Origin of the sequence: Candidatus Paceibacter sp. (assembly GCA_013360865.1) — a bacterium.
Taxonomy (GTDB): Bacteria; Patescibacteriota; Minisyncoccia; order UBA9983; family UBA9983; genus SURF-57.
On sequence record JABWAS010000009.1, the window covers coordinates 1 to 26,458 of the forward strand.

At 44.3% G+C, this 26,458-nt stretch carries 29 protein-coding genes; 18 read left to right on the plus strand and 11 right to left on the minus strand.

Annotated features, from left to right (window positions below):
* Positions 1-530 (minus strand): L-threonylcarbamoyladenylate synthase (locus HUT38_02650; GenBank protein NUQ57357.1); only part of this gene is annotated, 530 nt, incomplete at its 3' end.
* Positions 490-1,899 carry a cysteine--tRNA ligase gene (locus tag HUT38_02655; protein NUQ57358.1) on the minus strand — a complete coding sequence of 470 codons (1,410 nt, stop codon included), beginning with the start codon at positions 1,897-1,899 and terminating at the stop codon, positions 490-492. The genes HUT38_02655 and HUT38_02650, both read right to left, overlap by 41 nt.
* A 53-nt stretch (positions 1,900-1,952) precedes the next feature.
* On the opposite strand from HUT38_02655, the gene HUT38_02660 reads away from it, so the two are divergent.
* Both HUT38_02660 and HUT38_02665 read left to right on the plus strand, forming a co-directional pair.
* On the plus strand, positions 1,953-2,579 hold the full coding sequence (locus HUT38_02660) for a TVP38/TMEM64 family protein (GenBank protein ID NUQ57359.1): 627 nt from the start codon (positions 1,953-1,955) through the stop codon (positions 2,577-2,579).
* A 67-nt stretch (positions 2,580-2,646) separates the two neighbouring features.
* Positions 2,647-2,829: a hypothetical protein gene (locus HUT38_02665; protein NUQ57360.1), complete on the plus strand. Its 183-nt coding sequence runs from the start codon at positions 2,647-2,649 to the stop codon at positions 2,827-2,829.
* A 7-nt stretch (positions 2,830-2,836) separates the two neighbouring features.
* Here HUT38_02665 and queA read toward each other — a convergent pair whose 3' ends face one another.
* The 5 genes from queA to HUT38_02690 are packed head-to-tail and all read right to left on the minus strand — an operon-like array spanning position 2,837 to position 6,950.
* Complete coding sequence (gene queA, locus HUT38_02670) at positions 2,837-3,880, minus strand: tRNA preQ1(34) S-adenosylmethionine ribosyltransferase-isomerase QueA (GenBank protein ID NUQ57361.1); 1,044 nt, start codon at positions 3,878-3,880, stop codon at positions 2,837-2,839.
* Entirely contained in the window at positions 3,877-4,596 is a 720-nt protein-coding gene (locus HUT38_02675) for a 16S rRNA (uracil(1498)-N(3))-methyltransferase (protein ID NUQ57362.1), read from the minus strand. The genes queA and HUT38_02675 overlap by 4 nt, the downstream gene beginning before the upstream one ends.
* A 3-nt stretch (positions 4,597-4,599) precedes the next feature.
* A complete protein-coding gene (locus tag HUT38_02680; GenBank protein ID NUQ57363.1) occupies positions 4,600-6,003 on the minus strand; it encodes an RtcB family protein in 1,404 nt (467 codons plus the stop codon).
* A gap of 12 nt (positions 6,004-6,015) precedes the next feature.
* Positions 6,016-6,549 carry an RNA 2',3'-cyclic phosphodiesterase gene (thpR, locus tag HUT38_02685; GenBank protein ID NUQ57364.1) on the minus strand — a complete coding sequence of 178 codons (534 nt, stop codon included), beginning with the start codon at positions 6,547-6,549 and terminating at the stop codon, positions 6,016-6,018.
* Positions 6,546-6,950: an archease gene (locus HUT38_02690; GenBank protein ID NUQ57365.1), complete on the minus strand. Its 405-nt coding sequence runs from the start codon at positions 6,948-6,950 to the stop codon at positions 6,546-6,548. Before HUT38_02690 ends, thpR begins: the two co-directional genes overlap by 4 nt.
* Positions 6,951-7,334: 384 nt before the next feature.
* On the opposite strand from HUT38_02690, the gene argS reads away from it, so the two are divergent.
* The 7 genes from argS to rplU all read left to right on the plus strand — a co-directional run bounded on the left by argS (position 7,335) and on the right by rplU (position 14,289).
* A complete protein-coding gene (gene argS, locus HUT38_02695) occupies positions 7,335-9,212 on the plus strand; it encodes an arginine--tRNA ligase (protein NUQ57366.1) in 1,878 nt (625 codons plus the stop codon).
* A gap of 84 nt (positions 9,213-9,296) precedes the next feature.
* The gene (locus tag HUT38_02700) at positions 9,297-9,770 is read left to right on the plus strand and encodes a hypothetical protein (protein ID NUQ57367.1); all 474 of its coding nucleotides are present in this window, start codon (positions 9,297-9,299) and stop codon (positions 9,768-9,770) included.
* A gap of 101 nt (positions 9,771-9,871) precedes the next feature.
* On the plus strand, positions 9,872-11,272 hold the full coding sequence (aspS, locus tag HUT38_02705; GenBank protein NUQ57368.1) for an aspartate--tRNA ligase: 1,401 nt from the start codon (positions 9,872-9,874) through the stop codon (positions 11,270-11,272).
* A gap of 126 nt (positions 11,273-11,398) precedes the next feature.
* Positions 11,399-11,752 (plus strand): hypothetical protein, encoded by a 354-nt coding sequence (locus HUT38_02710; protein ID NUQ57369.1) that lies wholly within the window; start codon positions 11,399-11,401, stop codon positions 11,750-11,752.
* 80 nt (positions 11,753-11,832) lie between these two features.
* Positions 11,833-12,804, plus strand: coding sequence for a virulence protein RhuM/Fic/DOC family protein (locus HUT38_02715; GenBank protein NUQ57370.1), 972 nt, complete (start codon positions 11,833-11,835; stop codon positions 12,802-12,804).
* Positions 12,805-12,845: 41 nt separating this feature from the next.
* Positions 12,846-13,943 carry a DNA recombination protein RmuC gene (locus HUT38_02720; GenBank protein ID NUQ57371.1) on the plus strand — a complete coding sequence of 366 codons (1,098 nt, stop codon included), beginning with the start codon at positions 12,846-12,848 and terminating at the stop codon, positions 13,941-13,943.
* A 19-nt stretch (positions 13,944-13,962) separates the two neighbouring features.
* Positions 13,963-14,289 carry a 50S ribosomal protein L21 gene (gene rplU / locus HUT38_02725; GenBank protein NUQ57372.1) on the plus strand — a complete coding sequence of 109 codons (327 nt, stop codon included), beginning with the start codon at positions 13,963-13,965 and terminating at the stop codon, positions 14,287-14,289.
* A gap of 82 nt (positions 14,290-14,371) precedes the next feature.
* Here the strand turns inward: rplU and recR are convergent, their stop codons facing one another.
* The gene (gene recR / locus HUT38_02730; GenBank protein ID NUQ57373.1) at positions 14,372-14,989 is read right to left on the minus strand and encodes a recombination protein RecR; all 618 of its coding nucleotides are present in this window, start codon (positions 14,987-14,989) and stop codon (positions 14,372-14,374) included.
* Positions 14,990-15,007: 18 nt separating this feature from the next.
* Positions 15,008-16,366, minus strand: coding sequence for a replicative DNA helicase (gene dnaB, locus HUT38_02735; GenBank protein ID NUQ57374.1), 1,359 nt, complete (start codon positions 16,364-16,366; stop codon positions 15,008-15,010).
* 138 nt (positions 16,367-16,504) lie between these two features.
* Between dnaB and HUT38_02740 the strand changes: the two genes are divergently transcribed.
* Positions 16,505-16,936 (plus strand): hypothetical protein, encoded by a 432-nt coding sequence (locus HUT38_02740; protein ID NUQ57375.1) that lies wholly within the window; start codon positions 16,505-16,507, stop codon positions 16,934-16,936.
* Between the two features lie 56 nt (positions 16,937-16,992).
* On the opposite strand, the gene HUT38_02745 is transcribed toward HUT38_02740, so the two are convergent.
* Complete coding sequence (locus HUT38_02745) at positions 16,993-17,907, minus strand: magnesium transporter CorA family protein (GenBank protein NUQ57376.1); 915 nt, start codon at positions 17,905-17,907, stop codon at positions 16,993-16,995.
* A 95-nt stretch (positions 17,908-18,002) separates the two neighbouring features.
* On the opposite strand from HUT38_02745, the gene HUT38_02750 reads away from it, so the two are divergent.
* Together HUT38_02750 and rplI are read left to right on the plus strand one after the other, a co-directional pair.
* Positions 18,003-19,220, plus strand: a complete 1,218-nt coding sequence (locus HUT38_02750; protein ID NUQ57377.1) for a S41 family peptidase — start codon at positions 18,003-18,005, stop codon at positions 19,218-19,220.
* A gap of 43 nt (positions 19,221-19,263) precedes the next feature.
* Positions 19,264-19,695 (plus strand): 50S ribosomal protein L9, encoded by a 432-nt coding sequence (gene rplI, locus HUT38_02755; protein ID NUQ57378.1) that lies wholly within the window; start codon positions 19,264-19,266, stop codon positions 19,693-19,695.
* A 126-nt stretch (positions 19,696-19,821) separates the two neighbouring features.
* Here the strand turns inward: rplI and rpmA are convergent, their stop codons facing one another.
* Positions 19,822-20,094: a 50S ribosomal protein L27 gene (rpmA, locus tag HUT38_02760; GenBank protein NUQ57379.1), complete on the minus strand. Its 273-nt coding sequence runs from the start codon at positions 20,092-20,094 to the stop codon at positions 19,822-19,824.
* Positions 20,095-20,196: 102 nt separating this feature from the next.
* Between rpmA and HUT38_02765 the strand changes: the two genes are divergently transcribed.
* The 6 genes from HUT38_02765 (at position 20,197) to HUT38_02790 (ending at position 26,456) form a co-directional block, all read left to right on the plus strand.
* Entirely contained in the window at positions 20,197-20,586 is a 390-nt protein-coding gene (locus tag HUT38_02765; GenBank protein ID NUQ57380.1) for a hypothetical protein, read from the plus strand.
* A gap of 138 nt (positions 20,587-20,724) precedes the next feature.
* On the plus strand, positions 20,725-21,345 hold the full coding sequence (locus HUT38_02770; GenBank protein ID NUQ57381.1) for a hypothetical protein: 621 nt from the start codon (positions 20,725-20,727) through the stop codon (positions 21,343-21,345).
* A gap of 89 nt (positions 21,346-21,434) precedes the next feature.
* Positions 21,435-22,166 (plus strand): PD-(D/E)XK nuclease family protein, encoded by a 732-nt coding sequence (locus HUT38_02775; protein ID NUQ57382.1) that lies wholly within the window; start codon positions 21,435-21,437, stop codon positions 22,164-22,166.
* A 156-nt stretch (positions 22,167-22,322) separates the two neighbouring features.
* Complete coding sequence (locus HUT38_02780) at positions 22,323-22,505, plus strand: hypothetical protein (GenBank protein NUQ57383.1); 183 nt, start codon at positions 22,323-22,325, stop codon at positions 22,503-22,505.
* A gap of 138 nt (positions 22,506-22,643) precedes the next feature.
* Positions 22,644-25,022 carry a DEAD/DEAH box helicase family protein gene (locus tag HUT38_02785; protein NUQ57384.1) on the plus strand — a complete coding sequence of 793 codons (2,379 nt, stop codon included), beginning with the start codon at positions 22,644-22,646 and terminating at the stop codon, positions 25,020-25,022.
* Between the two features lie 3 nt (positions 25,023-25,025).
* The gene (locus tag HUT38_02790) at positions 25,026-26,456 is read left to right on the plus strand and encodes an SAM-dependent DNA methyltransferase (GenBank protein ID NUQ57385.1); all 1,431 of its coding nucleotides are present in this window, start codon (positions 25,026-25,028) and stop codon (positions 26,454-26,456) included.
* Positions 26,457-26,458 lie beyond the last annotated feature (2 nt).

The window sequence follows — 26,458 nt, forward strand, 5'->3', positions numbered from 1 at the left end:
GCCGGAGGCATCCCTTCCAAATTGGCGCTGGGGGCGACCAGCGGACCGGTTTGAGAAATTAAATCTCGCAAATATTCATCATTCGGCAGACGAAAAGCCAAAGAGTTTGAACCGCGGTGAAGATAATAAAATTTTTCATCGGGGCAGGGGAATATGATACTCACTTTCCCCGGCCAAAGCTTATTCAGCTTCTCCTGCGTGGAATCAGTGTCATTTGCTCGGCTCGTCCCGACGAACGTCGGGACTGAAAATTTGCTCTTCTCGCGCCGTCGCGCTTCGAAAGGCGTCGCAAACGACACTGATTTCACGCTTAATAAATTCAAATCATCAACCGCGCTTATCAAAATTATCATCGGCTTGGACGGCGTTCTTTTGCGGACGACGTAAATCCGTTCTACTGCTTTTTCGTCCAAAGCCCGACCGACAAGTCCGTAAATAGTGTCGGTCGGCATCACGCCGATACCGCCTCCGCGTAAAATTTCTATGATTTTACTTTTTTGAGATTTTGGGTCCTTTGGCCGTATCTTCAATGTCATAGCCTTTTTGGTTGATTAGCCGCCGCAACTCGTCGGATTTTCTAAAGTCTTTCATTTTTCTGGCTTTTTCGCGTTCGTCCGCCATTTCCAGAATATCCGGCGGAACGGTTATTTTTTCTTCCTTCGCCTTTTCCAAATCAAGTCCGAGCACCTGGTCAAATTCCAGAATGAGGCTTAGTTTTTCAGTAGGGTAAATATCGGATTTTAACGCTTCCCACAAGACGGCCAGCGCCTGCGGGGCCTGCAAATCGTCTTCCAAAGCGGCGGTGAATTTATTCTTCAGTTTTTTGGCCGCGTCGGTGTAATCTTCCATTTTCACGACAACACCCGCTTTTTCTTTAAGCTTGGCTGCGGCATTTTTAATTTTCTTCAGAGCTGTTTCGGCGGCCGACAATGATTCCCACGTAAAGTTCATTATCTGTCGATAATGCGTCTGCAAAAACAAGAGCCGCAAAGCCATCGGGTTTATATTTTTCTTTTTTATGTCGTCAACGGTGTAAAAATTTTCCAGCGACTTGCTCATTTTCTGGCCGTTAACCAGCAAGAACTCGTTGTGGAACCAGTATTTTACGAAGGGCCTGCCGGTGGCCGCTTCCGACTGGGCGATCTCGTTTTCGTGATGAACGGGAATGTGGTCCACGCCTCCGGCGTGAACATCCACCGTGTCGCCGAGATACTTCATGCACATCGCCGAGCATTCTATGTGCCAGCCTGGGAAACCGTCGCCCCACGGCGACGGCCAGCGCATAATGTGATTTTTAAATCTCCCCACGGCTTTAAACCATAAGGCAAAATCGGCCGGATTTTTTTTGCCCGGGTCGGCGTGAACTTCTTCGCGGACGGCAATCTTTTTCTCCGCCAGTTTCTGGCCGGAAAGTTTTCCGTAATTTTTAAATTTAGAAACGTCAAAATAAACCGCTTCTTTTGTTTCGTAAGCGAAACCTTTTTTTTCCAAAATTTTTATCAAATCAATAAACTCCGGTATGTGGCCGGTGGCGTTGGAAAAAACATCCGGTCTTTTGATGTTTAAAGCGTCAATGGAATACAAAAAATAATCCGTGTAAACTTTGGCAAGATCCCAGACGGTGGCGCCTTTTTTGGCGGCGCCTTTTTCCATTTTATCTTCGCCCTCGTCGCCGTCGCCGGTAAGATGTCCGACGTCGGTGATGTTCATCACATGCTTCATTTTATAGCCAAGATATTGGAGGAAGCGTTTTAAAACATCGTTGTTTATGTAGGTTCTTAGATGGCCGATGTGGGTGTAATCGTAAACCGTCGGCCCGCAGGAATAAAAAGAAACATCGGGAGGATGAAGCGGTTTAAATTCTTCAATTTTTCTTGACGCGGTGTTATATAATTTCATAACTTGTTAATTTATTTTATTTTAGCATAAATATGCTTTAAACTTAAGACAGAATGAGAAAAATCAACAAAAAAGAGCTGGCGGCTTTTGCTGGGCTTATCGCCGTGTTCGTTTTTTCTTCTTATTTTTCGCTGAAGTATTCCAAAGAACTTAAAGAGCTAGTTTATTTGCAGGGAATCTGGGGGATGCTGGCGTATGTCGCTTTGGAGGTTGCGTCAATAGTAATCTTGCCACTGACGACCTTGCCGCTGCTTCCGGTGGCGGTGGTATTTTGGGGCAGCCTTGTCGCCGGAATCTTAAGCGTGACGGGCTGGATGATCGGAGGTTTTTTAGCTTTCAAAATCGCCAGGAGATACGGAAAACCTGTCGTTTCAAAACTTGTAAACCACGACCGGATAGAGAGAATAGAAAAGATGATTCCGACTGAGCATGTTTTTTGGGTTATTGTTTTTTTAAGAATGTCTTTGCCGGTGGATATATTGAGTTATGTGCTGGGGCTCTTCGGTAATATTTCACTAAGGACTTATATACTGGCCACTTTTATCGGCATTGTGCCGTTCGCGTTTATTTATTCTTATTCTGTTAATCTGCCGACCTGGTACCAGATTATAACGATGGGATTTTCTTTGGGCGTAGTATTTTTGGGCTACAACAGGGGACGGTCAAAATATAAAAATTAAAAATGCAGGACTAGGTTATACCCCGCTCCATAATTGCTCTTTGCTCATGCTCGGCTATCATTAAATTATGAGTTTTCTCAACTCGCGGATATTTTTGGCGTTAATCGGGATTTTTTCCGGCATATTGATATTTGAGGAAATGGTAGTCGGGGCGGCGATGTTTATCGCCGTCGGCGTCGGCACCTGGGCGGCTTTCCGGAAAAGAAAAAAGAAAACCGCCGCCAAAGCAAAGGCGAATATTTTTTATTGATGGCGGACTACAAAATCATCATTCCGTCGCCGAAGGAGAACAGGTGGAATTTTTGGCGGATGGCTTTTTGGTACAGTTCTAAAGTATTTTTGCGTCCGGCGAAGGCGGAAATGAGCATCAGAAGACTGGAACGGGGGACGTGGAAGTTGGTGATAAGTCCGTCTACGATTTTAAACTTATAACCTTCGCGGATAAAAATATCGGTCTGGCCGCAGCCTGAAATCAAAACTCCATTAGCATCAGATTTTGCTTCCAAAGCTCTGGTCACGGTACTGCCTACGGCGATAATTGGCCAGCCTTCTTCTTTAGCCTTGTTTATCGCGTCGGCGGCGCTCTCGCTTATTTCAAAATATTCCTGATGCAGCTTTCCGGTCGCGATATTTTCTTCCATTAGCGGAGCAAAAGTACCAAGTCCGACGTGCAAAGTTATAAACTCAATGTTGTGTCCGGATTTTTTTATTTTGTCCAATAAACTTTGGGTGAAATGCAAAGAAGCGGTCGGGGCCGCCACGGAACCGGTCTGCTTGGCGAATATCGCCTGATACTTTTCCCGCAATTCTTTTTCTTTAAGCAGTGTTTCTTTTATGTAGGGCGGCAAGGGAGTTTTGCCGTATCTTTGCAGAACGCTGAAAATTTCATCCGCCGGAAAAGACGGTCTTAAAAAATAAAATTTTTCGCTTTGCCCCGCGACCGTAAAAAATAATTTTGAAGTCAGGAAAATTTTTGAGCTGATTTCAATTTTCCGGTCGGACAAAAATTTCAAGTTATCGCCGTTTTGGCCAATGTACAAAAGGACGATTTTCCCGCCGGTTTCTTTACGGCAAATGAGCCTTGCGGGCACGACTTTGGTCTGGTTGAAAACCAGCAGAGATTTTTCGGGCAGATACTCGGTTGTGTTGGCAAAAATGTCAAAAAAGACTTTATCCGACTTACGGTTGTAAATCATAAGTCTGGCGCTGTCGCGCGGAGAAGCGGGGGATTGGGCGATAAGTTCTTTCGGATATTGATAATCGTAAGCGTCTAAAATTTTTTGAAAATCCGTATCGTTCATTGGATGTTTACGGCAACGTAGCTGGCAACGACGGCCGCCGTTTCCGCCCTTAAAACAGTTTTACCCAATCCGGCAAATGTAAATCCGGCAGATTGGGCTGTTTTTACTTCTTCGTCCGCCCAACCTCCTTCCGGCCCCACAAAAATTCCGATATGGCATTCTGTATTTTTAGGCCGATCGGCATTTTTTTGCAGAATAAGACTATAGCCAGTTTGGAAAAATAAATTTAAGTCGTTTTTATTTTTTGCTTCATCAACAGACTTTTCAAAGTCAGACGCTTTGTTAAGTTTCGACAAAATTCCGCGGCCGGATTGTTCAGCTGCTTCTTTAATGATTTTATTTAGCCGTTCGTAATTCAGGCCAAGTTTTATCGTTCTTGCCGTGATAATCGGCGTTATTTCTTTTACCCCGACTTCCACTGCTTTCTGTGCCGCCAATTCAAAATTCTCTTTCTTCAAAATGGGGCAATAGAGATGGGCGTAATTTTCCGGCTCGTTTTCGTTTCTATAAACTTTCAAAATCTCCAACTTGGAAGCTAAGCTTCCAAGTTCAGCAAAGCGGGCCGTTGTCTCGTTCATATTTCCGTCGCATAAAATAATTTCATCGCCCGCCCTAAGCCGCAAAACATTTTTCGCCTGATTGATAAAATCGGCGTCATTAATTGACACTTCTTTTTTTGATAAATCAAAATTTCCGATGAATCGATGCAAGCGCATAAATTATCCTTTTACCACCGCCAGCGGCTTCATTTTGGCCACTTTTTTGGCGATGCCGGCATTGTGAACCACATCCACCACTTCGTCAACGTCTTTATAAGCCGTCGGCGCTTCTTCGGCGAGGCCAGACATTGAGCCGGCCGCCACGACAATGCCTTCATTTTCCAATTCTTGTTTGAGCGCGGAACCGCTTATTTCTCGCTTGGCCTGATGGCGCGACATTCTTCGGCCGGCGCCGTGGCAGGACGAGCCGAAACTTTCTTCCAGCGCTTTTTCCTGACCGATAAGCAAATAAGAGCCGGTGCCCATACTGCCGGGAATAATAACCGGCTGATTGGGAAAGGCTCGGGTAGCGCCCTTGCGGTGCATTACCATCGTTTTTTCTTTCCCGTTGATTTTATAATTTTCCACCTTGGCGATGTTGTGCGCCACGTCGTAAAGAATATCCAACTTGCCCCCGTCGCCGAAAACTTTTTTCCACGCCTGCCTTACTTCGTAAGTAATGAGCTGGCGGTTGGCCCAGGCGAAGTTGGCGCCGGCGCACATCGCTTTAAAATATCTCTGACCTTCATCCGACTTAAACGGCGCGCAGGCCAGTTCTTTGTCGGCCAAAGCGATGCCGTATTTTTGCGCCGCCGCCAGCATTACTTTTATGTAATCAGTGGCTATTTGATGGCCCAGCCCGCGCGAACCGGTGTGGATTAAAACTGCCGCTTGCCCTTCAAAAACACCCAGCCTGTCCGCCTCGGCTTTGTCAAAAATTTTCTCCACCGCCTCCACTTCCACGAAGTGGTTGCCCGCGCCCATTGTGCCGAGTTGGTCGGCGCCGCGCGCCTTAGCTTGAGCAGACACCAGCACAGCGGAAGCTTGTTCAAGACGACCCTCCGATTCTGTATGTTTTAGGTCTTCCGACGCGCCGTAGCCCATCTCCGCCATTCTTTTGGCGCCGCCTTCCAGAACCGCGTCCAACTCTTTTCCTCTTAAATCCAAAATCCCGCCTTTGCCCACGCCGGAGGGAACTTCTTTGTAAATCGCCCGAGCCAGTTCGTGTTTTTTTACTTCCAAATCTTTTGCTGGAATTTGAGAAATAAGCAAGCGGACCCCGCAGTTTATGTCGTAACCGATGCCGCCAGGTGATATCACTCCACTTTCCGCGTCAAACGCCGCCACGCCGCCGATAGGGAAACCGTAGCCCTCATGGATGTCCGGCATGGCGATGGCGTATTTTTGGATACCAGGCAAAGTGGAAACATTTACTAATTGTTCCAATGACCGGTCGCGGACAACCTCGACAAGCATCTTTTCCGTAGCGTAAATTCGGGCCGGAACCTTCATTCCCGGCCTCGCGCCCAGCGGTATTTCCCAAAGCCAGTCGTGAATTTTGATAAGATTATTTTTGCTGAACATAAAGTTAGAATATCAAAACAATGCTCTCCGTAAAATTTCATAATCCGCCCCGTTTGGAGAAAGTTTTGATTCCATTATAACCACGTTGTCCGTCTTTACTTTCCAGGAGATTTTTTCGTCCAGGTTTTTAATAGGAAAGCCGCCAAAATCTTCCGGCTTGAAGCGAGCCATGGTGAGATGGGGCAGCCAGGGGCGGTTTTCGTTTTTAACTCCGAAAACATTTTCCAGTTTTTCTTTCATTTCAGTCAAAACCGTGTTTGCAACTCCCTCCGCCCATATTAAACGAGGATTATTTTTGTTCGAGCCGAAGCGCACTCTCGCAAATTCTATTTCAAAAGGCTGGAAATTTTTTATAGCATCTTTTAGTTTATCAGTGGTGGATTCAATATCGTTTTCCCGCCATGGCGGAACAAGAGTAAGATGCAGATTTTTCCCGGCCAGCCATCGGACTGGTAGTTTTTGCAGTTCCGTTTTGGAATTTATCCAATCCAAAATTTCTTTTTGCGAATCTTCCGGAATTGGTATGGCGATAAAAATTCTTTTCATATATCAAAAACTAAAACCGTTTCCCACTGACTTTCTTTATTTTGCTTTATTTCAGCTTCGTGATAGGTTATCGCCTTTATATCTTCGTCAAATCCGCCGACTTTAAATCCTTCAATTTCCGCCTCAAGACGAGTTTCGGAAAAATCCAAGAAATTAACTTTTGTGTAAACCTCCTTGTTTATTTGCGACATCGCCAAAACCTCGTTTAAAAAATCAACAAGTAAAGATGTTTTGTCTTGCGCGGATACGGAAACTTTTCTGATAATTGGCTTTCCGGTTTTTCGTTTTTCGCTCAAAACATCCGCAACCGCCAGCAAAGCCTCGCCAAAAAGCTCTTTAAGGCTGCTGGCTTGTATTTTAAGCCTTAAATCGGCGGTATGGGATAAAATTTCGTACGGCATCTTAATAGAATTGTAACATATCCACAGGGGCTTGACTTTTATTAAAATACCAGGGTATAATAAGATAGTCTGTTTTTTATATCCGGTACCTTTTTATAAGGAGGATTAAAGATGATTTGGCAAATAATAGTGTCAGTTGGAGTTATAGCGGTGCTGGCAATTTGTGCCAGGGAGATAATGGTTCTGAGAAGAGGACGCAAATATAGTTTCTTTGTTTTTTCAGAAGATGATTGCTAGAAAGGATATTATGTCACCATCTTTGATTCGCTCGTACGGCTTGGCAAACTTATTTTAAATTATAAATACACACAATGTTTGCCAAGCCTTTTATTTTTGCGCGGCTTCATAAAATTGCCGATAAATGCTATAATTTCGCCATAATAAATGAAAGGCGAATCTCCACAATCTTTTTTTGAGTCCGTAAAAAAAGAGGCTCAAAAATCCATAGAAAAAACCAAAAAAAGAATCGCTAAAGAAATTTCCGGCGGGAAGTTTCGCTCTTTAAACGACTACGCCGCGGAAAAAATAAGAAACGATATTTTTGAGGCGATAAAAGATTCCGTGAAGGTTATGCCGGAAAATATTTCTCCGGAACTTCCGCCGGCGCACATTGCCGCCGATTTGAGCTTGCCTATTTTTGAGCTCGCCAAAGCAATCGGCAAAAATCCAGCCGCGTTGGCGGCAGAAATCGCCGGTTTGATAAACAACGCGAAACAAAATTTTATAAGCAAAGCGGAGACCGCCGGACCGTTCGTCAATCTGTTTTTAAACAAGAAAAAAGTCTATTCGCTGGCCGCGGCGCAACCGGCCAAATTTAAAGAAAAATTCGGCCAAAGCGACGCCAACGCCGGCAAGGCCGTATTGCTAGACTATTCCGGCCCCAACATCGCCAAGCCGATAGGGGTGGGGCATTTGCGTTCCACTGTCATCGGCCAGGCGCTGGCTAATATTTACAAAGCGACAGGCTGTTCAGTGATAAAGGACAACCATTTAGGCGATTGGGGCACGCAGTTCGGCAAACTTGTTTACGCGTACAAAAAATGGGGCGACAAAAAGAAAATAGCCCAAGACCCGATCCGCGAGCTCAACAATCTTTACGTAAAGTTCCATGAAGAGGCGGAAAAAAATCCAAAATTGGAAGACGAAGCCCGCGCTATATTCAAAAAAATGGAAGAGGGCGACGAAAAGCTGCTGCGGCTCTGGAAAAAATTCAGAAAAATAAGCCTTGCCGAATTTAAAAAAGTTTACAAGAAGCTCGGCGTAAGCTTTGACACTTACATCGGCGAAAGTTATTTCGCCAAAGAAACGGATAAAATAATTGAAGAATGTCTGGACAAAAAACTGGCCAAAATTGATTCTGAAACCAAGGCGGTCGCGGTTGAAGGATTGGATGGCCTGCCATCGTTTTTGCTGCGCAAAAAAGACGATTCCGGCTTGTATATTACCAGGGATTTGGCCACTTTGATTTTTAGGATGGAAGTTTTTGAGCCGGATGAAATTTTGTATGTGGTCGGCGAAGAGCAGTCCTTGCACTTCAAACAGCTTTTCGCGCTGGCAAAAACGCTCGGATACACAGACGGCGCCAAAGCCAAACACATCGGCTTTGGTTTGGTTTTGTCCGGCGGCGAAAAAATGTCCACCCGCAAAGGCACTTTGATAGAGCTGGAGGAGTTGATGAAGCAATCGGTTGAAAAGTCAAAAGAAATTTTGCGGCAAAAAAACAGAGAATTGAGCGAAAAGGAAATTGAGGAAATTTCGGAGATTGTCGGAGTGGGAGCAGTAATCTACAACGACCTGCGGCAATCGCGCCAGAATAACATTTCTTTTGATTGGGAAAGAATGCTTGATTTTGAGGGCGGCAGCGCCGCTTATCTGCAATACACTTACGCTCGGATAAATTCAATCATTAGAAAAGTAGGATATCCAGACCATCAAGGCGACGCCTTGATGTCAAAGCGTCGCCTTGATGGTAAAATTTCCAATCCGGTCTTTGAGAAGGACAGCGAGTTCGCGCTGGCCAAAAAGATGATGTTTTTCCCGCGGGTGATTTTAAGCGCGCAAAAGCGCGACGCGCCGCATCTTATCGCCGTTTATCTGGAAGAGCTGGCGCAATTGTTCAATCATTTCTACAACGAAGTCTCCATAATCGGCACGGAGAACGCTAAACTGCGCGCGTCCAGGATAACGCTGGTAAAATCAGTGGCCGCCGTCATAAAAAACGGCCTGGCTTTGCTCAATATAAAAACCGCAGAAAGAATTTGACAATAATAATATTTTAAGGTACTTTAGTTAAAGCTGTAGTTTTAAATTTACCCCATCACATCTTAAAAAAGAAAGGCGGGATGCATGGATAACAAGAAAGTGCTTGTAGTAAACAACAATGAGTCAATTGTAATGCTTTTTGAAGCATTCAGAAGGCACTACAAAGTAAAATCGCTGGTGATAGTAAATGGAGATTCCCCGGAAGCAATAAGTACCGTCGCGGAAGCCGTTAAGAAAATTAAAAATACCGATTTTGATATCCTCGTAATCGGCCATAAATTAAGCCACTTTGCTCCGGAAAAATTTTATGCCGGGACAGCAATGGCCACGGACGAGGAGACTCTGGATGTATTAGAAAATCCGGAGATAAAAAATATTTTGAAAAACAAGGTTGTAATATCAGACGGGCTTAATCCCGGAACCATTGAAGAAATAAGAAATTTATACAGGGAACTTGGCGTAAATCATTTTATAAATCGCACTTACAGCGATTTTAAAAACAGGTTTGAGAATATGCTTAAATGTTTGGACGGCAAATGCGATTGCGCCTCCTTATAAAGATAAAGCATGGGTTTAAAATTTACAGGATAAAAGCCGGGTAGAAATAGCGCCCGGCTTTTTTATTTTAAAAAACGGAAAATTATGCTAAGCTTTTAGCAATGGAACGAATATACATAAAAGAGCTCAAAAATAAAATCGGCGAGGAGGTAAAAATCGCCGGGTGGGTGGATATCCGCCGCGACCACGGCAAGCTTATTTTCATTGACCTGCGCGACGTGTCCGGCAAAGTCCAAATGGTGGCCTTGCCTAATCATAAAGAGGCGCACGAGGCGGCCAGCAAACTTCGTTCGGAGTGGGTGATTGAGGTTGTAGGCAAAGTAAACAAGCGGCCAGAAAAAATGGTGAACAAAAACGAAGAACTGGGCGAAGTGGAGGTGGAGATTTTGGATGTAAATATTTTAAACGAAGCTGTCACTCCCGTTTTTGAAATAAACAATGATGGACACGAAGTGAATGAAGAAACAAGGTTAACAAACAGGTATCTTGATTTAAGAAGAAACCGTCTGCAGAAAAATTTAAGAATGCGGCACGAGGTCATCAAATTTTTCAGGAATTACTTGTCGGACAAAAATTTTATTGAAATAGAAACGCCGCTCCTTACCAAATCCACGCCGGAAGGGGCGAGAGATTTTGTCGTGCCGTCCCGATTATATAACGGGAAATTTTATGCTTTGCCTCAATCGCCCCAACAATACAAACAGCTTTTAATGTCAGCGGGGATGGAAAAATATTTTCAAATTGCCAAGTGTTTGCGAGATGAAGACACAAGAGGAGACAGACAGCCGGAGTTCACTCAACTTGATTTGGAAATGAGTTTTGTCGCGAAGAAAGATGTAATGAATCTGATAGAGGAAATGCTTATATCGACAATTAAAGAGTTGTACCCGCAAAAGAAAATTCAGCAAATTCCTTTTCCTGTTCTTTCTTACAAAGAAGCGATGGGCAAATACAATTCAGACAAGCCTGATTTAAGAGAAGATAAAAACAATCCGGATTTGCTGGCGTTTTGCTGGGTTATTGATTTTCCGTTTTTTGAAAAAACCGACAAGGGTGGCTGGACATTCACTCACAATCCTTTTTCGGCGCCCAAACCAGAACATATGGAAATGCTGATGGAGAAAAAAAATATCGGAGAAATTTTGACTACTCAGTACGACATTGCCCTAAACGGATTTGAAGCGGGAGGGGGGAGCATCAGAAATCACAAGACGGAAGCTTTGGAAAAAGTTTTTGAGATAATGGGTTTTGAAAAAGAAAAAATTTGGCAGGATTTCGGCCATATGTTGAAAGCTTTTTCTTCCGGCACGCCTCCGCACGGCGGAATCGCTTTAGGATTGGACAGACTGATGATGATTTTACAAAACGAACCGAACATCCGCGAAGTTATCGCTTTCCCCAAGACCGGCGACGCCCGCGATCCGATGATGGACAGTCCAAGTGAAATAGGAAAAGAGCAATTGTTAGAACTCGGAATACAAATCAAAAAACTTAACAAATAAAGCATAATTATCCAAAATCCTTGACTTTTTGTTAGAATTGTGTATAATTTTCTCATAAATTTGATCATTTAAAGTTTCGCCGATAGGCGACCGACATCTGGCGGGACCAGAAAGAGGAGGAAGAATATGGCTGAAACAAGAGCAGTTGATAATACCGACAGGAGTGCTGAAAAAAAGAGTAAATGTAGCAATTTTTTGGCTTTTTTATTTTTTGCTTTATTTGTGTGCGGTTTATTTGCCGGGTTTGTTTATATAAACGAAACAACAAACACACCCCTCTATCTTAATGATGAGCTAATAGCTAAGGTAAACGAATTGGCCAAAAAAATAAATGGAAAAATATTAGTCATTGAACGCGATGGTTTTTCGGACTCAAAAAACTATCGCGAATTAAAAGAGATACAAAATGAATTCAATTTAATCCGCGATAAGTTGGTTGAAATTAAAATTAGGATGAAAAACAAAACTTGGGCCAACTAAGGAATCGTTAAGTACTCAAAGGGCAGATTGCGTAAAAAGCAATTTGCCCTTTTGTTTTTGTGCTATAATTGCGGTGGATAATGAAAAAAGATGATTTCAAAAAAGGGGAGATAATAATTTATAAAACTTCAAAAAATGAGGTTGAATTGAAAGTGCATTTTGAAGAAGAAACAGTTTGGCTCAGGCAGAATGAGATTGCCGATTTGTTTGGAAAAGACAGGTCGGTTATAGCCAAACATATCAAAGCTATTTTTAAAGATCAAGAAGTGGACAAAAAAAGCAATGTGCATTTTTTGCACATTGCAAATTCTGACAAGCCGGTGATGTTTTACGACTTAGATGTTATTTTAGCCGTTGGTTACAGAACAAATTCCGCTCGCGCAATCCATTTTAGAAAATGGGCGACAAATGTTTTAAAACAATATCTAGTTAAAGGCTATGCCGTAAATGAGAAAAGGTTATTGGAAGCGCAAGAAAAATTTCAAGAACTGCAAACTGCTATTTCTTTTTTGCAAGAGAAATCCAAAAAAGAAATGTTAAGCGGGCAGGAAGGCGAAATCTTAAACTTGTTGTCCAATTACGCCAAAACGCTGACAATTCTTGAACAATATGACAAAGGAGAGCTGAAAGAATTAAAAAGAGGGAAAACAAAATTTATTCTCACTTATGAACATTGTCTGAAAATAATAAAGGAATTGAGAAAAGAATTGATGACCAAAAAAGAAGCGGGGGATTTGTTTGGGAGCGAGAGAGATGGAAGTTTTGAAGGAATAGTTCGAGGGCTTTATCAAACATTCAGCGGAAAAGAATTATACCCATCAATAGAAGACAAGGCTTCGCATCTTCTTTATTTTGTGATTAAAGATCATCCGTTTTCTGATGGAAATAAACGTTCCGCCGCCTTTTTGTTTGTTTATTTTTTAGACAAAGTAAACTATCTCTTCAAAAAATCCGGCGAGAGAAAAATAAACGACAACGCCCTTGTGGCGTTGTCGCTTCTTATTGCCGAAAGCCAACCGAAAGAAAAGGAAACAATGATAAGGAAACAATGATAAAGATTATCAAAAACTTAATATCAGAGTAAAATCAAATCATGCCGGAAATTTTTACGATAATTTTGGTTTTAATCGGCGCGGTGGCTGTTTTGGCCGTCGTTTTTTGGCTGATGATGAAGAAAATGCTGGCGGGCAGGGAAGCGGCCGGGCCGGAAAAAAACGAAGGGTTAATGCTGATGCAAAACCAGCTCAGAGAATTAAGAGAGGCGCTGCACCGGACGAATTTGGACATCAGAAACACATTAGACACAAGAATAGGGGAGTCCACCAAAGCGATGCAGTCGCAGATCGGCCACTCCGCCAAAATTATTTCCGAAGTGACGGAAAAGCTCACCAAGTTGGACGAAACAAACAAGCAAGTCGTCGGCTTCGCCGGCCAGTTGCAAAATCTGCAGAATATTTTAACCAACCCCAAGCAAAGAGGAGTGTTGGGGGAATATTATCTGGAAACAGTGCTGAAAAACGTTCTGCCGCCCGGGAGCTACCAGATGCAATACGGTTTTAAAGACGGCATCATCGTGGACGCGGCGGTATTCGTCAAAGACAAAATAATCCCGATAGATTCCAAATTCTCGCTGGAAAACTATAACCGCATAGTGCAGGAAACAAACGCGGCTGAGCGAGAGAAGCTGGAAAAAACCTTCAAGCAGGATTTGAAAAACAGGATTGACGAAACATCAAAATACATCCGACCCAACGAAGGCACCACCGACTTCGCTTTTATGTTCATTCCCTCAGAAGGGATTTTTTACGACCTGCTTATAAACCAGGTCGGCGCCGTCAAAACCTCCACCGTTGACCTCATAGAATACGCCTTCAAACAGAAGAAAGTCATCATCACCTCGCCCACGACTTTCTTGGCTTATCTGCAGACGGTTTTGCAGGGGCTGAAGGCTTTGCAGATAGAAGAATCGGCCAAGGAGATAAGAAAGAGGGTGGAGGATTTGTCGCGCCACCTCGGCGCCTACGAAGAGTACATGAAGAAGCTCGGCGCCAATCTGGCCACCACCGTAAACACCTACAACAGCTCGTACAAAGAATTAAACAAGATAGACAAAGACGTTTTGCGTATAACCGGCGCGGCTATCGGCGTGGAGCCGCAGGTTTTGGATAAGCCGGAGGAAATTTTATTTTGATGTAATATAAGGCTTAATTATGAACGACAAACTAGCGGTAATCCAGACCGGCGGAAAGCAGTACTTGGTTAAAGCCGGCCAAAAAATAAAGGTGGAAAAATTAAACGACGCAGACGCACAGGAAGGCGCCACTGTTAATTTTGACAAAGTGTTGCTTGTTGCCGAAGGAGATAACATCAAAGTGGGCAAACCCCAGGTTGCCGGATCTTCCGTTTCCGCCAAGGTGCTGAGAAACGGCCGGGCCGACAAAATCACGATTTTAAAATACAAATCCAAAACTCGATCCCGCAAGAAAGCCGGCCATCGCCAGCCGTTTACGGAAGTCCAAATAGAAGAGATAAAGTAATCCCAAATATTTCTGGCAAATAAATAAAACCGTCCTCATTTTACTGCTATCGCTTAAAAGTGAGGACGGTTTTATAAATAACTCATTTTCTGTTTTCCAGCGCGTTTTCTATGGTGTCGCTGTCGCTGTATTCCAATTCGGCGCCAGTGGAAAGGCCTCGTCCGAGTTTCGTTATCTTAACCCCCAACGGCTCCAGCAGTCTTTTGATGTAAAGATTGGTGCTTTCTCCTTCCGTCGTGGCGCCGGTGGCCAGAATAACTTCCCGCGGTTTTTCTTTTTTAACTTTTTCAAACAACTCCTTGAGCCGGACATTTTCAGTTTTTCCGCCGCCGTTTAATTCCACCACGCCGCCAAGCACGAAATATCTTCCGTTAAAAACACGCGTCCGTTCTATATTTTCCAAATCAACGTCTTTTTCCACCACCATCAACAAGGAAACATCACGTCCTATACCCGCGCAAATTTTGCACTTGGAAGTTTTGCTTCCACTTGGAAGCGAAACTTCCAAGTTTCCCTGTTCAAAATAATGAAAACAAGATTCACACTGCCTCATTCCGCTTTTTATTTCGGCAATGAGTTTGGACAGGGAATCAACAAAACCCTTATTTTCTCCGGCCAGAAAATAAACAAACCGCCGGGCCTGGCGCGGCCCGACGCCCGGGAACTTTAAAAACATTTCAATTAACTTTTCCAGGTTCATTTTTCAGTTGGGCTCGGATTAAAAACTTCCAAAATCGCCCCTTTCTATGCCGCTGAAGCTGACTTTTTCCGGATTAAAATACAGGTCTATTTTTCCAGTGGGGCCGTTTCTATGCTTCTCAACGTGAATCTCGGCTATGTTCTTTCTGTCCGTGTCCGGTTTGTATTTATCCTCCCGATAAATAAACATAACAACGTCCGCGTCCTGCTCAATTGAGCCGGAATCGCGCAGGTCGTGCAGTTTAGGAATGGGCGGATTTCTCAATTCCACCGCTCTGGCCAGCTGCGACAGCGCCAGCACCGGTACCTCCAGATCTTTGGCCAATCCTTTGAGCGAGCGGGAAATTTCCGTTATCTGCTGGACCATGTTGTCGGACTTCTGCCGCGGCACCATAAGCTGGAGATAATCAACGACCAGAAGCCCAAGGCCGTGTTCCGCCTGCAGCCGCCTGGCTTTGGCTCTCATCTGCATAATGTTTACGGATGATTCGTCGTCTATGAATATCGGCGCGGTGGAAAGCCTGTCCAAAGCGTCTCTTATCCTGGTGAACTCTTCTTCGCTGGAAAGTTTGCCGGTACGCAATTTCCACGAGTCAACGTGCGCTTCCGAAGCGATCATTCTGTCCACCAAAGACTGGGTGGACATTTCAAGACTAAAGATGCCCACAGGTATACTATATTTACAGGCCACGTTGCGGGCAATGTCCAAAGCCAGCGCCGATTTACCCATGGAAGGCCGGGCGGCAAGAATGATGAGGTCTGATTTCTGGAATCCGGCCAGCAAATTGTCCAGCTCGGAAAATCCGGTCGGCGTGCCTCGCAGTTCGCCCTTGGACTTATGCAGCTTGTCAAACCTCTCCCAGGCATCCATCATGGATGTCTTCATATTCACAAATCTTTGTTTGGATGACATTCTGGCGATGCTGAATATCTTTTTCTCCGCTTCGTCCAGAAGGGAGTCAATCTCTTCCTCCTCTTTGTAGCCGAGCTGGGAGATGTGGCTGGAGGATTCTATCAGGTCCCTCAGGACGCTTTTCTTGTGGACTATCTCGGCGTAATGTTTGGCGTTGCTGGCGGTAGGCACGTAATTGACCAGTTCCGCGAGGTAGGCGCTGCCGCCGACGTTTTCCAAAAGCTTTTTTTCTTTAAGCCGGTTGGAAAGCGAGAGAACGTCTATCGGCTCCCGTTTGGAGTGCAGGTCCATTATTGCTTCGTAAATCGCCTGATGTTTGTTGTGGTAAAAATCTTCCGGCTGAAGAATATCCACCACCACGTCCATTACCTTCGGCTCAAGCATCAGCGCCCCCAAAACAGATTTTTCCGCCTCAAGATTGTGGGGCGGGATTCTCACGGACAAAGATTTGAATTCGTCGGACATAAGTATTGCTTAAATAATACACAATGTCGGGAGCAAGCGCAAAATTGACATGGCGTTTAATCATAATAATATTAAAGCTAGCGGCAGAAGTTCCTTAACTTTAAAAATAAAAACCAAGACGAACAAAAGGAGGGGGACATGGTTGACAAGATTTTAGAGTACGCGCTAGTGCAGCACGACGAGAACAGCATATCAATTCACTTTAAGCGAAGATTGTCCGAAACTCTTGATGGTGTTGAGATATTAATGGAGTTGCCTATTATTGCCAGCGCCGGCGAAATTCAAAGTCTTCACGAAGACGACGACACCGAAGCCGAAGTTGAAATTGCCGTAGAAGACGATAACACCGTTCGCAACTCAAATAATCTTTTGCGTTTAATCGGCCAGATGGTGGGGAGAGTGTCCGGCGTTAGTTATGCTGAAATTGATAACTTTGAGATTTTTATTGAGAAAGGGCTTTTGTTCAATTGGGACAAGGTAGTGGTAGATGTTATTTCCAATGTCCTCATGGCAATAGGACCAAATTGGAAAGCAAAACTTGTGTATATAAACAAGCAGGAAGGTAAATAAAGTACATTAAAAGAGCCGAGAATTAGAAGCCTAATTCTCGGCTCTTTTATATCTACTTACAGCCACTTTTTCTTTTTAAATACGGAGAAGGTCGCGCCGGCGGCGGCAATCATCAAAAATACCACTATCCAGAAATCTCCGGTTTTCCCGACGATAGGCAAAGAGTTGGTGTTCATACTGAACAGACTGGACAAGAACATTACCGGAAAGGTGATAAAAGCCATGATGGTCAAAGTTTTCATAATCTCATTAGTGCGGTTGGAGAGCAGGGAATTGTTTGTTTCTCGCAGAATTTCTATGGCCTGGCGGGAATTGTCCAGCAAGCTCTCAACCCGACCCAGCTCTCCTTCAATTATTCTCAAATAGCGTTGGAATTCCTCGCCCATCAATTTTCCGTCTATGGCTTCCAGCGACGCCATGACACTTTTATGCGCGTGCACCGACCGCTCAAACTCCAAAATGTCCCGCTGAACGAAAGAAATTTCCTTTACCATCTCTTTCTCCAACCCTTTGAACACATGCTCTTCTATAATGGATATTTTTTCCTGGACGTGATCCAGCTGCCGCAAGGCGAAGTCGTATAAATGCCGGATGATGAGAAACATCAGGCGGCTGGTGCTTTTGGACATATTCTTTTCTCCCATCAGAGAGTCAACCTCAAAAGTTTTTATCATTTCGTGCAGAGGAATGATGGACTGGTAGTGGGTGGTGATTATGAAATTTTTTCCGACGATAAAGTCTATTTCGCAGGGGGAGCTGGTCTTTCTAACGATATCATAAACAGGGAAGTGCAGGACGAGATAAATAAATTTGTCGTAAGCGTCAACCTTGGGGCGGACTGTGGGGCGCAGAAGCTCGTCGGCCACCGCGGGCGGAATGGCGAATTTTTGCATCACTTCTTTAACCTCTTCCGGCGTGGGCGACTCCAAATCCGTCCAGGAAAGATTTTTGCGCTTGTGGGAAGAAATCATAATTTGCGTTATTGGTTCGATGTCGGACGTCGAAGCTCGACGTCCGACATCGAGGATTGTTTTAATTATAACTTTTTTGATGTAGAATGGAAATTATGCAAAAAAGAAAAAAACTTTTTACCTGGATAAGCTGCTTTTTGGCGGCTTTATTGATTTTTTCCGCCGGAGCTTACTTCGGTTATTCACAGATACCGGATGTGGAGATAGTGACGGGTTTGGCGAATAAAGAGACGGAAAAGCCGGCCGAGGTTGATTTTTCTCCGTTCTGGAAGGCTTGGTCTGTCATCAAATCAAAATACGTTTCCGCCGGCGACGCGGACGACCAGAAGCTTGTCTGGGGCGCCGTGGAAGGGCTGACAAAATCATTAGGCGACCCGCATTCAGTGTTCTTCCCGCCGCAGGAAGCGAAAGAATTTGAGGAAAACATCAGAGGCGACTTCGGCGGCGTGGGAATGGAAATAGGGGTTAAAGGAGGCTACGTCACGGTAATAGCGCCGCTTAAAGATACTCCGGCTTATCGCGCCGGCATTAAAGCGGGCGACAAAATTTTAAAAATTGGCGATAAGGAAGCTTTGGATATGAGCGCGGAAGAAGCGGCTCGGCTCATCCGCGGAGAGATAGGCACTACGGTCGCCCTCCTGATATTGCAGAAAGACCAGGACGAGCCTAAAGAATTTAAAATAACGAGGGCCAAAATCACCGTGCCTATTTTGGACACGGAGCAATTGCCGGGTGGCATATTCGTCATCAAGCTTTACAGCTTCTCCGGCAACTCCGACAAAGAATTCCGCCAGGCCATCCGAGACTTCGTCTATTCCGGCAAAGATAAGCTCATTATAGACCTGCGGGGCAATCCGGGTGGATTTTTGGAATCGGCGGTGGACATATCCAGCTGGTTCTTGCCGGCGGGAGAAGTGGTAGCCAGGGAAAAATTCGCCAGCGGAGAAGAAAATCTCTTTCGCAGCAAAGGCTATGATGTCTTTAAAAATCTTCCTTTGGCGATATTGGTCAACGAGGGCAGCGCCTCCGCTTCCGAGATTATGGCTGGCGCTTTGCAGGAGCACGGCAAAGCCAAGCTCGTCGGAACAAAAACTTACGGCAAGGGTTCGGTGCAGGAATTGTTTGAGATAACGCCGGACACCTCGCTCAAGCTCACTATCGCCAAATGGTTAACCCCCAATGGCCGTTCCATCTCCGACCTCGGCCTGGAACCGGATTACAAGGTGGAAATAACCAAGAAAGACGTGGAAGCCGAAAAAGACCCCCAAATGGAAAAGGCGATAGAGGTGGTCAAGAATTGGGGTAAATTATAAGCAAAACCACTTGGACATCAGATGTCCAAGTAAAATAAAAACTATGAAAGTAATTCTAAATCAGGACGTGTCCGGGGTGGGCAGAAAACACGAGGTTAAAAACGTCAGCGACGGCTACGCGCGCAACTTTCTTTTTCCGCGCAAATTGGCGCAGGCCGCCACGGAACAGGCGGTAATGTCGGCGGAGAAAATCAAGAAACAAAAAGAGGAAGAAAGAAAGATAACGGAAGACATTATGGAAAAAAACATCAAAGCATTGAGCGGCGTAAAAATCACCCTCAAAGAAAAAGCCAACGAAAAAGGCCATCTTTTCTCCAACATCCGCGCCGAAGAAATAAGCAAGAGGCTGAAAGAAGAACACCGCCTGGACATTCCGGCAAAAATGATAGAAATGCCGGAGCACTTAAAGGAGCTCGGCGTCCACAAAGCCAAAGTCAAAAATCAAGAGTTTGAAATAGAAATCCTGCCGCTGTAAAAAACTGTAAAAAATTCGAAATCCGAATATCGAAATTCGAAACAAATTTAAAATTTTTAAATCTTAAATTTTTTTATTCGAATTTTAATATTGTTTCGGATTTAGTGCTTCGTGCTTCGGATTTTCTTAAACGACGCTGGCGACTTTTTTCCTTTTGACGTTGCCGTCGTAAGAGACTTTTCTAACGTCAGTGAATTTAACGACGCCTTCTTTAAGAGAGAAGATGGTGCAATCCTTGCCCATCTTGGCGTTTTTGCCGGCCATTATCTTAACCCCTTTCTGGCGGACGATAATAGAACCGGCCTTCGCGGTCTGGCCGTCATGAATCTTAATCCCGCGATATTTAGGAGCGGAATCTCTTAGGTTATGTGTTGTACCTCCGGCTTTTACGTGTGCCATAATTTCTAAAAATTTTGCGGTCCTGCCTGGTTGCTTCAACCTGGAAGGTCAGTAAAATTTTTGATGACTGAAAGAATAATTTATATTACTATAATATTTAGTATGTTATCAGAAATGACAAACCTTTGCAAGAGGGCGAAAGAATGGCTGAAAGTCAATGAAAGGGACTTATTCTTAGCCGCCGTTATCGTTTTGGTGGCGGCCATAAGTTTTGGTTTGGGCCGTCTATCCAAAATCCGGGAAGAAAAAACGCCGATAATAATAGAAAGTGCCTCGTCGACACCGGACTTCGACGAGACTCGTCGAAGTCCGGTGTCGACGCAAGCGCAAGATAAAATATTCGTCGCCTCTAAAAACGGCAAAAAATATTATTACGCATGGTGCGAATCGGCGCAAAAAATAAAAGAAAGCAACCGCGTCTGGTTTGCCACCAAAGAAGAAGCCGAAAAATCGGGCTACGAACCGGCAGCCAATTGCAGGGGACTGAAATAATTTTTGACAAAATAATTTAAATATGCTTGAATACCGCAATAAGATTTTCGTCTTATTTTAGAACATTAACAACAGAAAGGAGGAGAAATAATTTTTTATTTTATCTTAATTTAATCTTTTTGTTTCAGGAGGTGAGTGGTGAAGAAATTTATTTCGCTCTTGGCTGTAATTTTATTTTTTTCGGTATCGGCTGAGGTTGTGCTGGCGGATTGCGTAAACATCCAAAGCGGAACATTGGTTGACTCCGCCGGAAACACAATCCAAACTGGCTACGACCAATTTGGGTATAACTATCAAGCGCATAAGTTTAACGGCACCTACGACGGCTCGGACAGGGTGCTTGATGGGACGTACTGGGGCGACACGGCCGACTATGTTGATGACAAGCTTATGATGAAGTGGAACGACGCCTGGTTGTCCAACAAAGATTGCGACGGAGACGGAAAACTGGACCGGCACTTCGGACATTCCAGCTATATAGACTCAGGAGCATGGCTGACCAACAATGTGGAAGGCGATTATTATGACGCCGATGGCAATGAGTGCCATTACACTTATTTCGTGAAAATCGTCGCTGTTTCAGCCACCGATGTTTTGGTTGGCGGAATATGGCACGACGAAAGCGGCGTAGAAATTGGTCCTGAAATTTGGGGCCAGTTCGCCATAATACAGTCGGTGTACAATGATCCCTGTGGAGGTTCGCATGGGGTAGAATATTTGAGCCCAGCTCGCCCAGGACTCGGCAACCGGGAAGATTAAGTTAAGATAAACAAAATTCAGCCAAAAGGCGGTCTTGCGTAATCTAAAGCAAGCCGCCTTTTTATTTTATGATATAATTCTAAAATCCTATGTCCGAGTATTATAAGCCAAACAGGGGAGAGTCGTGGAATTACGGCGGGAAAACAAAAATTGACTTGTTTTTGGAGTGTCCGAGGTGTTTTTATCTGGACAACAAGCTGGGGGTAAAGCGGGTGCCCGGTTTCCCATTCGCTTTAAACAGCGCGGTGGACCATCTGCTCAAGCAGGAATTTGACATTCATCGCGCTAAGAACGAACAGCATCCGCTGCAAAAAGAATACGGGTTGGACGCGAGGCCTGTTGCTCACGAGGAGTTGGACGAATGGCGGAGAAATTTTGGCGGGATAAAATTCTTGCACAAGCCGACGGGTTTACTGGTTACCGGCGCAATTGACGATTTGTGGATAAACGGGGAAGGGGAATACATCGTCGTTGACTATAAGGCCACCGCCAAAGACGAGGCGGTAAAAGAGCTTGATAAAGAATGGCAGAGCGGCTACAAACGTCAGATGGAGGTGTACCAGTGGCTGCTGCGGCAAAACGGATATAAAGTTTCGGACATCGGCTACTTTGTTTACTGCACCGGCAAAATGGACCGGAAGGCTTTTGACAAAAGAATTGATTTTGACATCAATCTGATAGCGCACAAAGGGGAAGATTCCTGGGTAGAAGGGATTTTGCTCAAAATCAAAAAATGCCTGGACAGCGCCATTATTCCAAAATCAAGCAAAATTTGCGACCATTGCGCCTACTGGAACTCCAGAAAAAAGTTTGAAGAGTAAAAAATGTCCGCAATTTTAGACGATCGTTCGGGAGTGCGTACATTTTTTCTTAATAAAACGATAAAATTTTTTGTGGACTTAGCGGTTTAATTATGCTTAAATTTTTGCAGGCATATTTTACTTTAACAAAACTTTTTAGTTTATAAGGAGAAAATTATGCAACGAGCAGAATTTATGAAAGGCGAAATAAGAATAACCAATGGCAAAGGGGAGAAAGCGGTTTTTACGGCTAAAGGAAGTCAGGTTGTTATTGAGATGACAAATGGCGACGGGAACAAAGTTTCCATGGCGCTTGATAGGCTTTCAACCAAAAAACTGAAAAATTTTTTCTCAAAATAAAATAGAATAAAATTAAAATAACGCCACAAACCCCGCCGCCAGCCCAAACCTGGCGGCGATTTTTTATGCCAAAAACCGTTTGAAAAATGAACGGAAAAACTTTGTATTTTGGCCTAAAAATGGTATAATTATAAAACAATGAACGGGGTTGATAAGAAAAATTTATCCGAGCAGGACATTTGCTCAAAATATGTTTTGCCGGCGATTGTCAACGCCGGCTGGGATTTGCACAAACAAATCAGAGAGCAACTAACTTTCACGGCGGGAAGAGTAATCGTCAAAGGGAGATTCGCGACAAGAGGCGAGAAAAAGCGCGCCGATTTTATTCTTTATTATAAAAACAATCTCCCGATAGCGCTCATAGAAGCAAAAGACAATAATCATTCCGTCGGCTCCGGTATGCAACAGGCCTTAAACTACGCCGAAATGCTGGATATTCCTTTCGTATACAGCACGAACGGAGACGCCTTTCTGGAGCATAACAAACTGGCCAAAGACGGTTTAAAAGAAACGGAAATATCAATGGATAATTTCCCGTCTCCCGATGAGCTTTACAAAAGATATATCAAAGCAAAAGGCCTTTCCTCCGAACAACAAGCCGTAATGGAGCAGGAATATCATCAAGAGATTGGAGGCAGAAGCCCGCGATACTTCCAGCAAATTGCCATCAATAGAACGGTAGAGGCAATAGCAAAAGGACAAAAGAGGATTTTACTGGTAATGGCTACCGGCACGGGAAAAACTTACACGGCCTTTCAGATAATCTGGCGGCTCTGGAAATCAAAAACCAAAAAAAGAATTCTATTTCTGGTGGACAGAAATATTCTGGCCGACCAAACGATGATGAACGACTTCCGCCACTTCGGCGACAAGATGACAAAGATTGAAAACAGGACAGTGGACAAGTCTTATGAAATTTATCTTGCTCTTTATCAAGGCATTACCGGACTGGAAGAAGAGAAAAATATTTTCAAGCAATTTTCGCCGGATTTTTTTGACCTGATAATCGTGGACGAGTGCCACAGGGGAAGCGCCAGAGATAATTCCCAGTGGCGGGATGTTCTTGAATATTACAAAAGCGCGACCCAAATCGGACTTACCGCCACACCCAAAGAAACAAAAGATATTTCCACTCAAACTTATTTCGGCGAGCCGGTATATACTTATTCTCTGCGGCAGGGAATTGATGACGGTTTTCTTGCGCCGTATAAAGTCATCAGAATAATTATTGACAGAGATGTGGAAGGATATCGCCCGCAAGAAGGTAAGTTAGACAAATACGGCTACGAAATTCCGGACAGAATTTACAACACCAAAGATTTTGACAGAAATATCGTCCTGGACGACAGGACAAAGCTGGTGGCCAAAAAGATAACCCAATATCTCAAAGAAACGGACCGGGTGCAAAAAGCCATAGTTTTTTGCGTTGACATCAACCACGCCGAAAGAATGAGACAAGCTTTGGTAAACGAAAATGCCGACCTTGCGGCGGAAAACCGCCGATACATTGTCCGCATTACCGGCGATAACGAAGAGGGCAAGAAGGAGCTGGACAATTTCATAGACCCGGAAAGCCCATACCCTGTTATAACCACCACTTCCAAACTTATGACCACTGGCGTTGACGCCCAAACCTGCAAACTGATAGTGCTTGATACCAACATCAATTCAATGACCGAGTTTAAGCAGATTATCGGCCGTGGCACGCGCCTTAGGGAAGATTACAACAAATTTTACTTCACCATTATGGATTTCCGCGGCGCCACCGAACTTTTCGCCGACCCGGATTTTGACGGCGATCCGGTGGTAATTTACCAGCCGAAAGACAACGAGCCGCTAAACCCACCCGCCGAAGCGGAAACGGGACAGGACGCGACCGTCTATAATCCCCAGGAAGAAATAATGATAAACGATACCCCTGTTCTTAATGGCGCCGGAATTATTAAAGACGCGCCTAAAAAATATTTCGTAAACGGAATAGATGTAAAGATTATCAACGAGCGGGTGCAGTACATCGGCGAGGACGGGAGGCTTATTACGGAATCGCTCAAAGATTACACCAAGAAAAACATTCTTAAAGAACACGCCTCTCTTGATAAATTTCTTAATGCCTGGACTAAATCGGACAAAAAAGAAGCGATTATAAAAGAATTGGAAAAGAAAGGGGTGATTTTTGACGCACTGGAGCAAGAAGCCGGAAAAAATCTTGACCCTTTTGACCTCATTTGCCACATAGCTTATGGCAAACCGCCGCTTACAAGAAAGGAAAGGGCGAAAAATATCCACAAAAAAGATTATTTCGCAAAATACGAAGGCAGGGCGAGAGAAATAATAGACGCGCTTGTAGACAAATACGCCGACGAGGGCATTACCGCCATTGACGATATCGGCGACCTTTCCGTTACGCCGTTTACCCAATTTGGCACGCCGATGGAAATAGTCAACAATATTTTCGGCGGGCGGGAAAAATATCTAGAAGTTATCAAAAAAATACAGGAATCAATCTACGCCAATTAATTTATGCCTATCCAATCAACCATCAAATCAATCCAAGATATTATGCGCAAAGACGCCGGCGTGGACGGAGACGCTCAGCGACTTTCCCAGCTTGTCTGGCTTTTGTTCCTTAAAATTTTTGACGACAAAGAAAAAGAATACGAGCTGATAGACAACAAATACAGGTCCCCGTTGCCGAACGAATTGCGCTGGAGGAATTGGGCGCAAGACCCGGAAGGAATGACGGGCGATGAACTTTTAGACTTCACCAACAATAAACTTTTCAAAAAGTTAAAATCGCTTTCTTTCGGCGCCAATGACGACCCGCGCGGATTTATCGTCAAAGAAGTTTTTGAAGACACTTACAATTATATGAAGTCCGGAACACTGATCCGGCAGGTGATAAACAAGATAAACGAGATAGATTTCAACCGACAGGAAGATAAGCACCACTTCAATGAGATTTACGAGCATTTGCTCAAAGAGCTGCAAAGCGCCGGAAACGCGGGGGAATATTACACGCCAAGACCGCTTACAAAATTTGTGGTTGAAATGGTTAATCCAAAATTGGGAGAAATAATTTTGGACCCGTCTTGCGGCACAGGCGGCTTCCTTGTGAGCGCCTTGGAGCATATAAGGGGCAAAGGAGAAGTTAAGACTGCCAAAGATGAAAAAATACTTCAATCATCCATCCGCGGAGTGGAGTTAAAGCCACTTCCGCATTTGCTGGCCATTACCAATATGATTTTGCACGGAGTGGAAACGCCTCAGCAGATTAAAAGAGCCGATATGCTTTCCCGTCCGATCAGAGAATACGGCCCGAAGGACAGGGTAGATGTGATAGTGGCCAATCCGCCTTTTGGCGGGGTAGTCAAAGATGGCACGGAAGCCAACTTCCCGCAGGCCTTCAGAACCAAAGAGACGGCTGATCTTTTTCTCGTCTTATTTATCCACCTTCTAAAACCGGGAGGCAGAGCGGGGATAGTGCTTCCGGATGGAACGCTTTTCGGCGAAGGCGTGAAAAGCGCCATTAAAGAAAAACTGCTTCAGGAATGCAATCTGCATACCATTGTCCGGCTTCCGCCGGGAGTCTTCAGCCCTTACGCCGGAGTAAATACAAATCTGTTGTTTTTTGAAAAAGCAAAACCTACCAAAGAAGTTTGGTATTATCAAATGCCTTTGCCGGAAGGATTGAGGCAATACACCAAAGGCAGGCCGATAAAAGACGAGGAGTTTACAGTTGTCAAAAACTGGTGGCAAAACCGCGAAAAAGAAGACAACAAAAACGCCTGGAAAGTATCAATAGACGAAATAAAAGCCAGAAATTATAACCTAGACCTCAAAAATCCGAACAAAAAAGAAAACTACATCCGCAAATCTCCGGAGGAGATTCTGGAAGGGTTGATGGGGAAGGAAGAGGAGATTATTAAAATTTTAAGGGAGATAGAAAAATGATA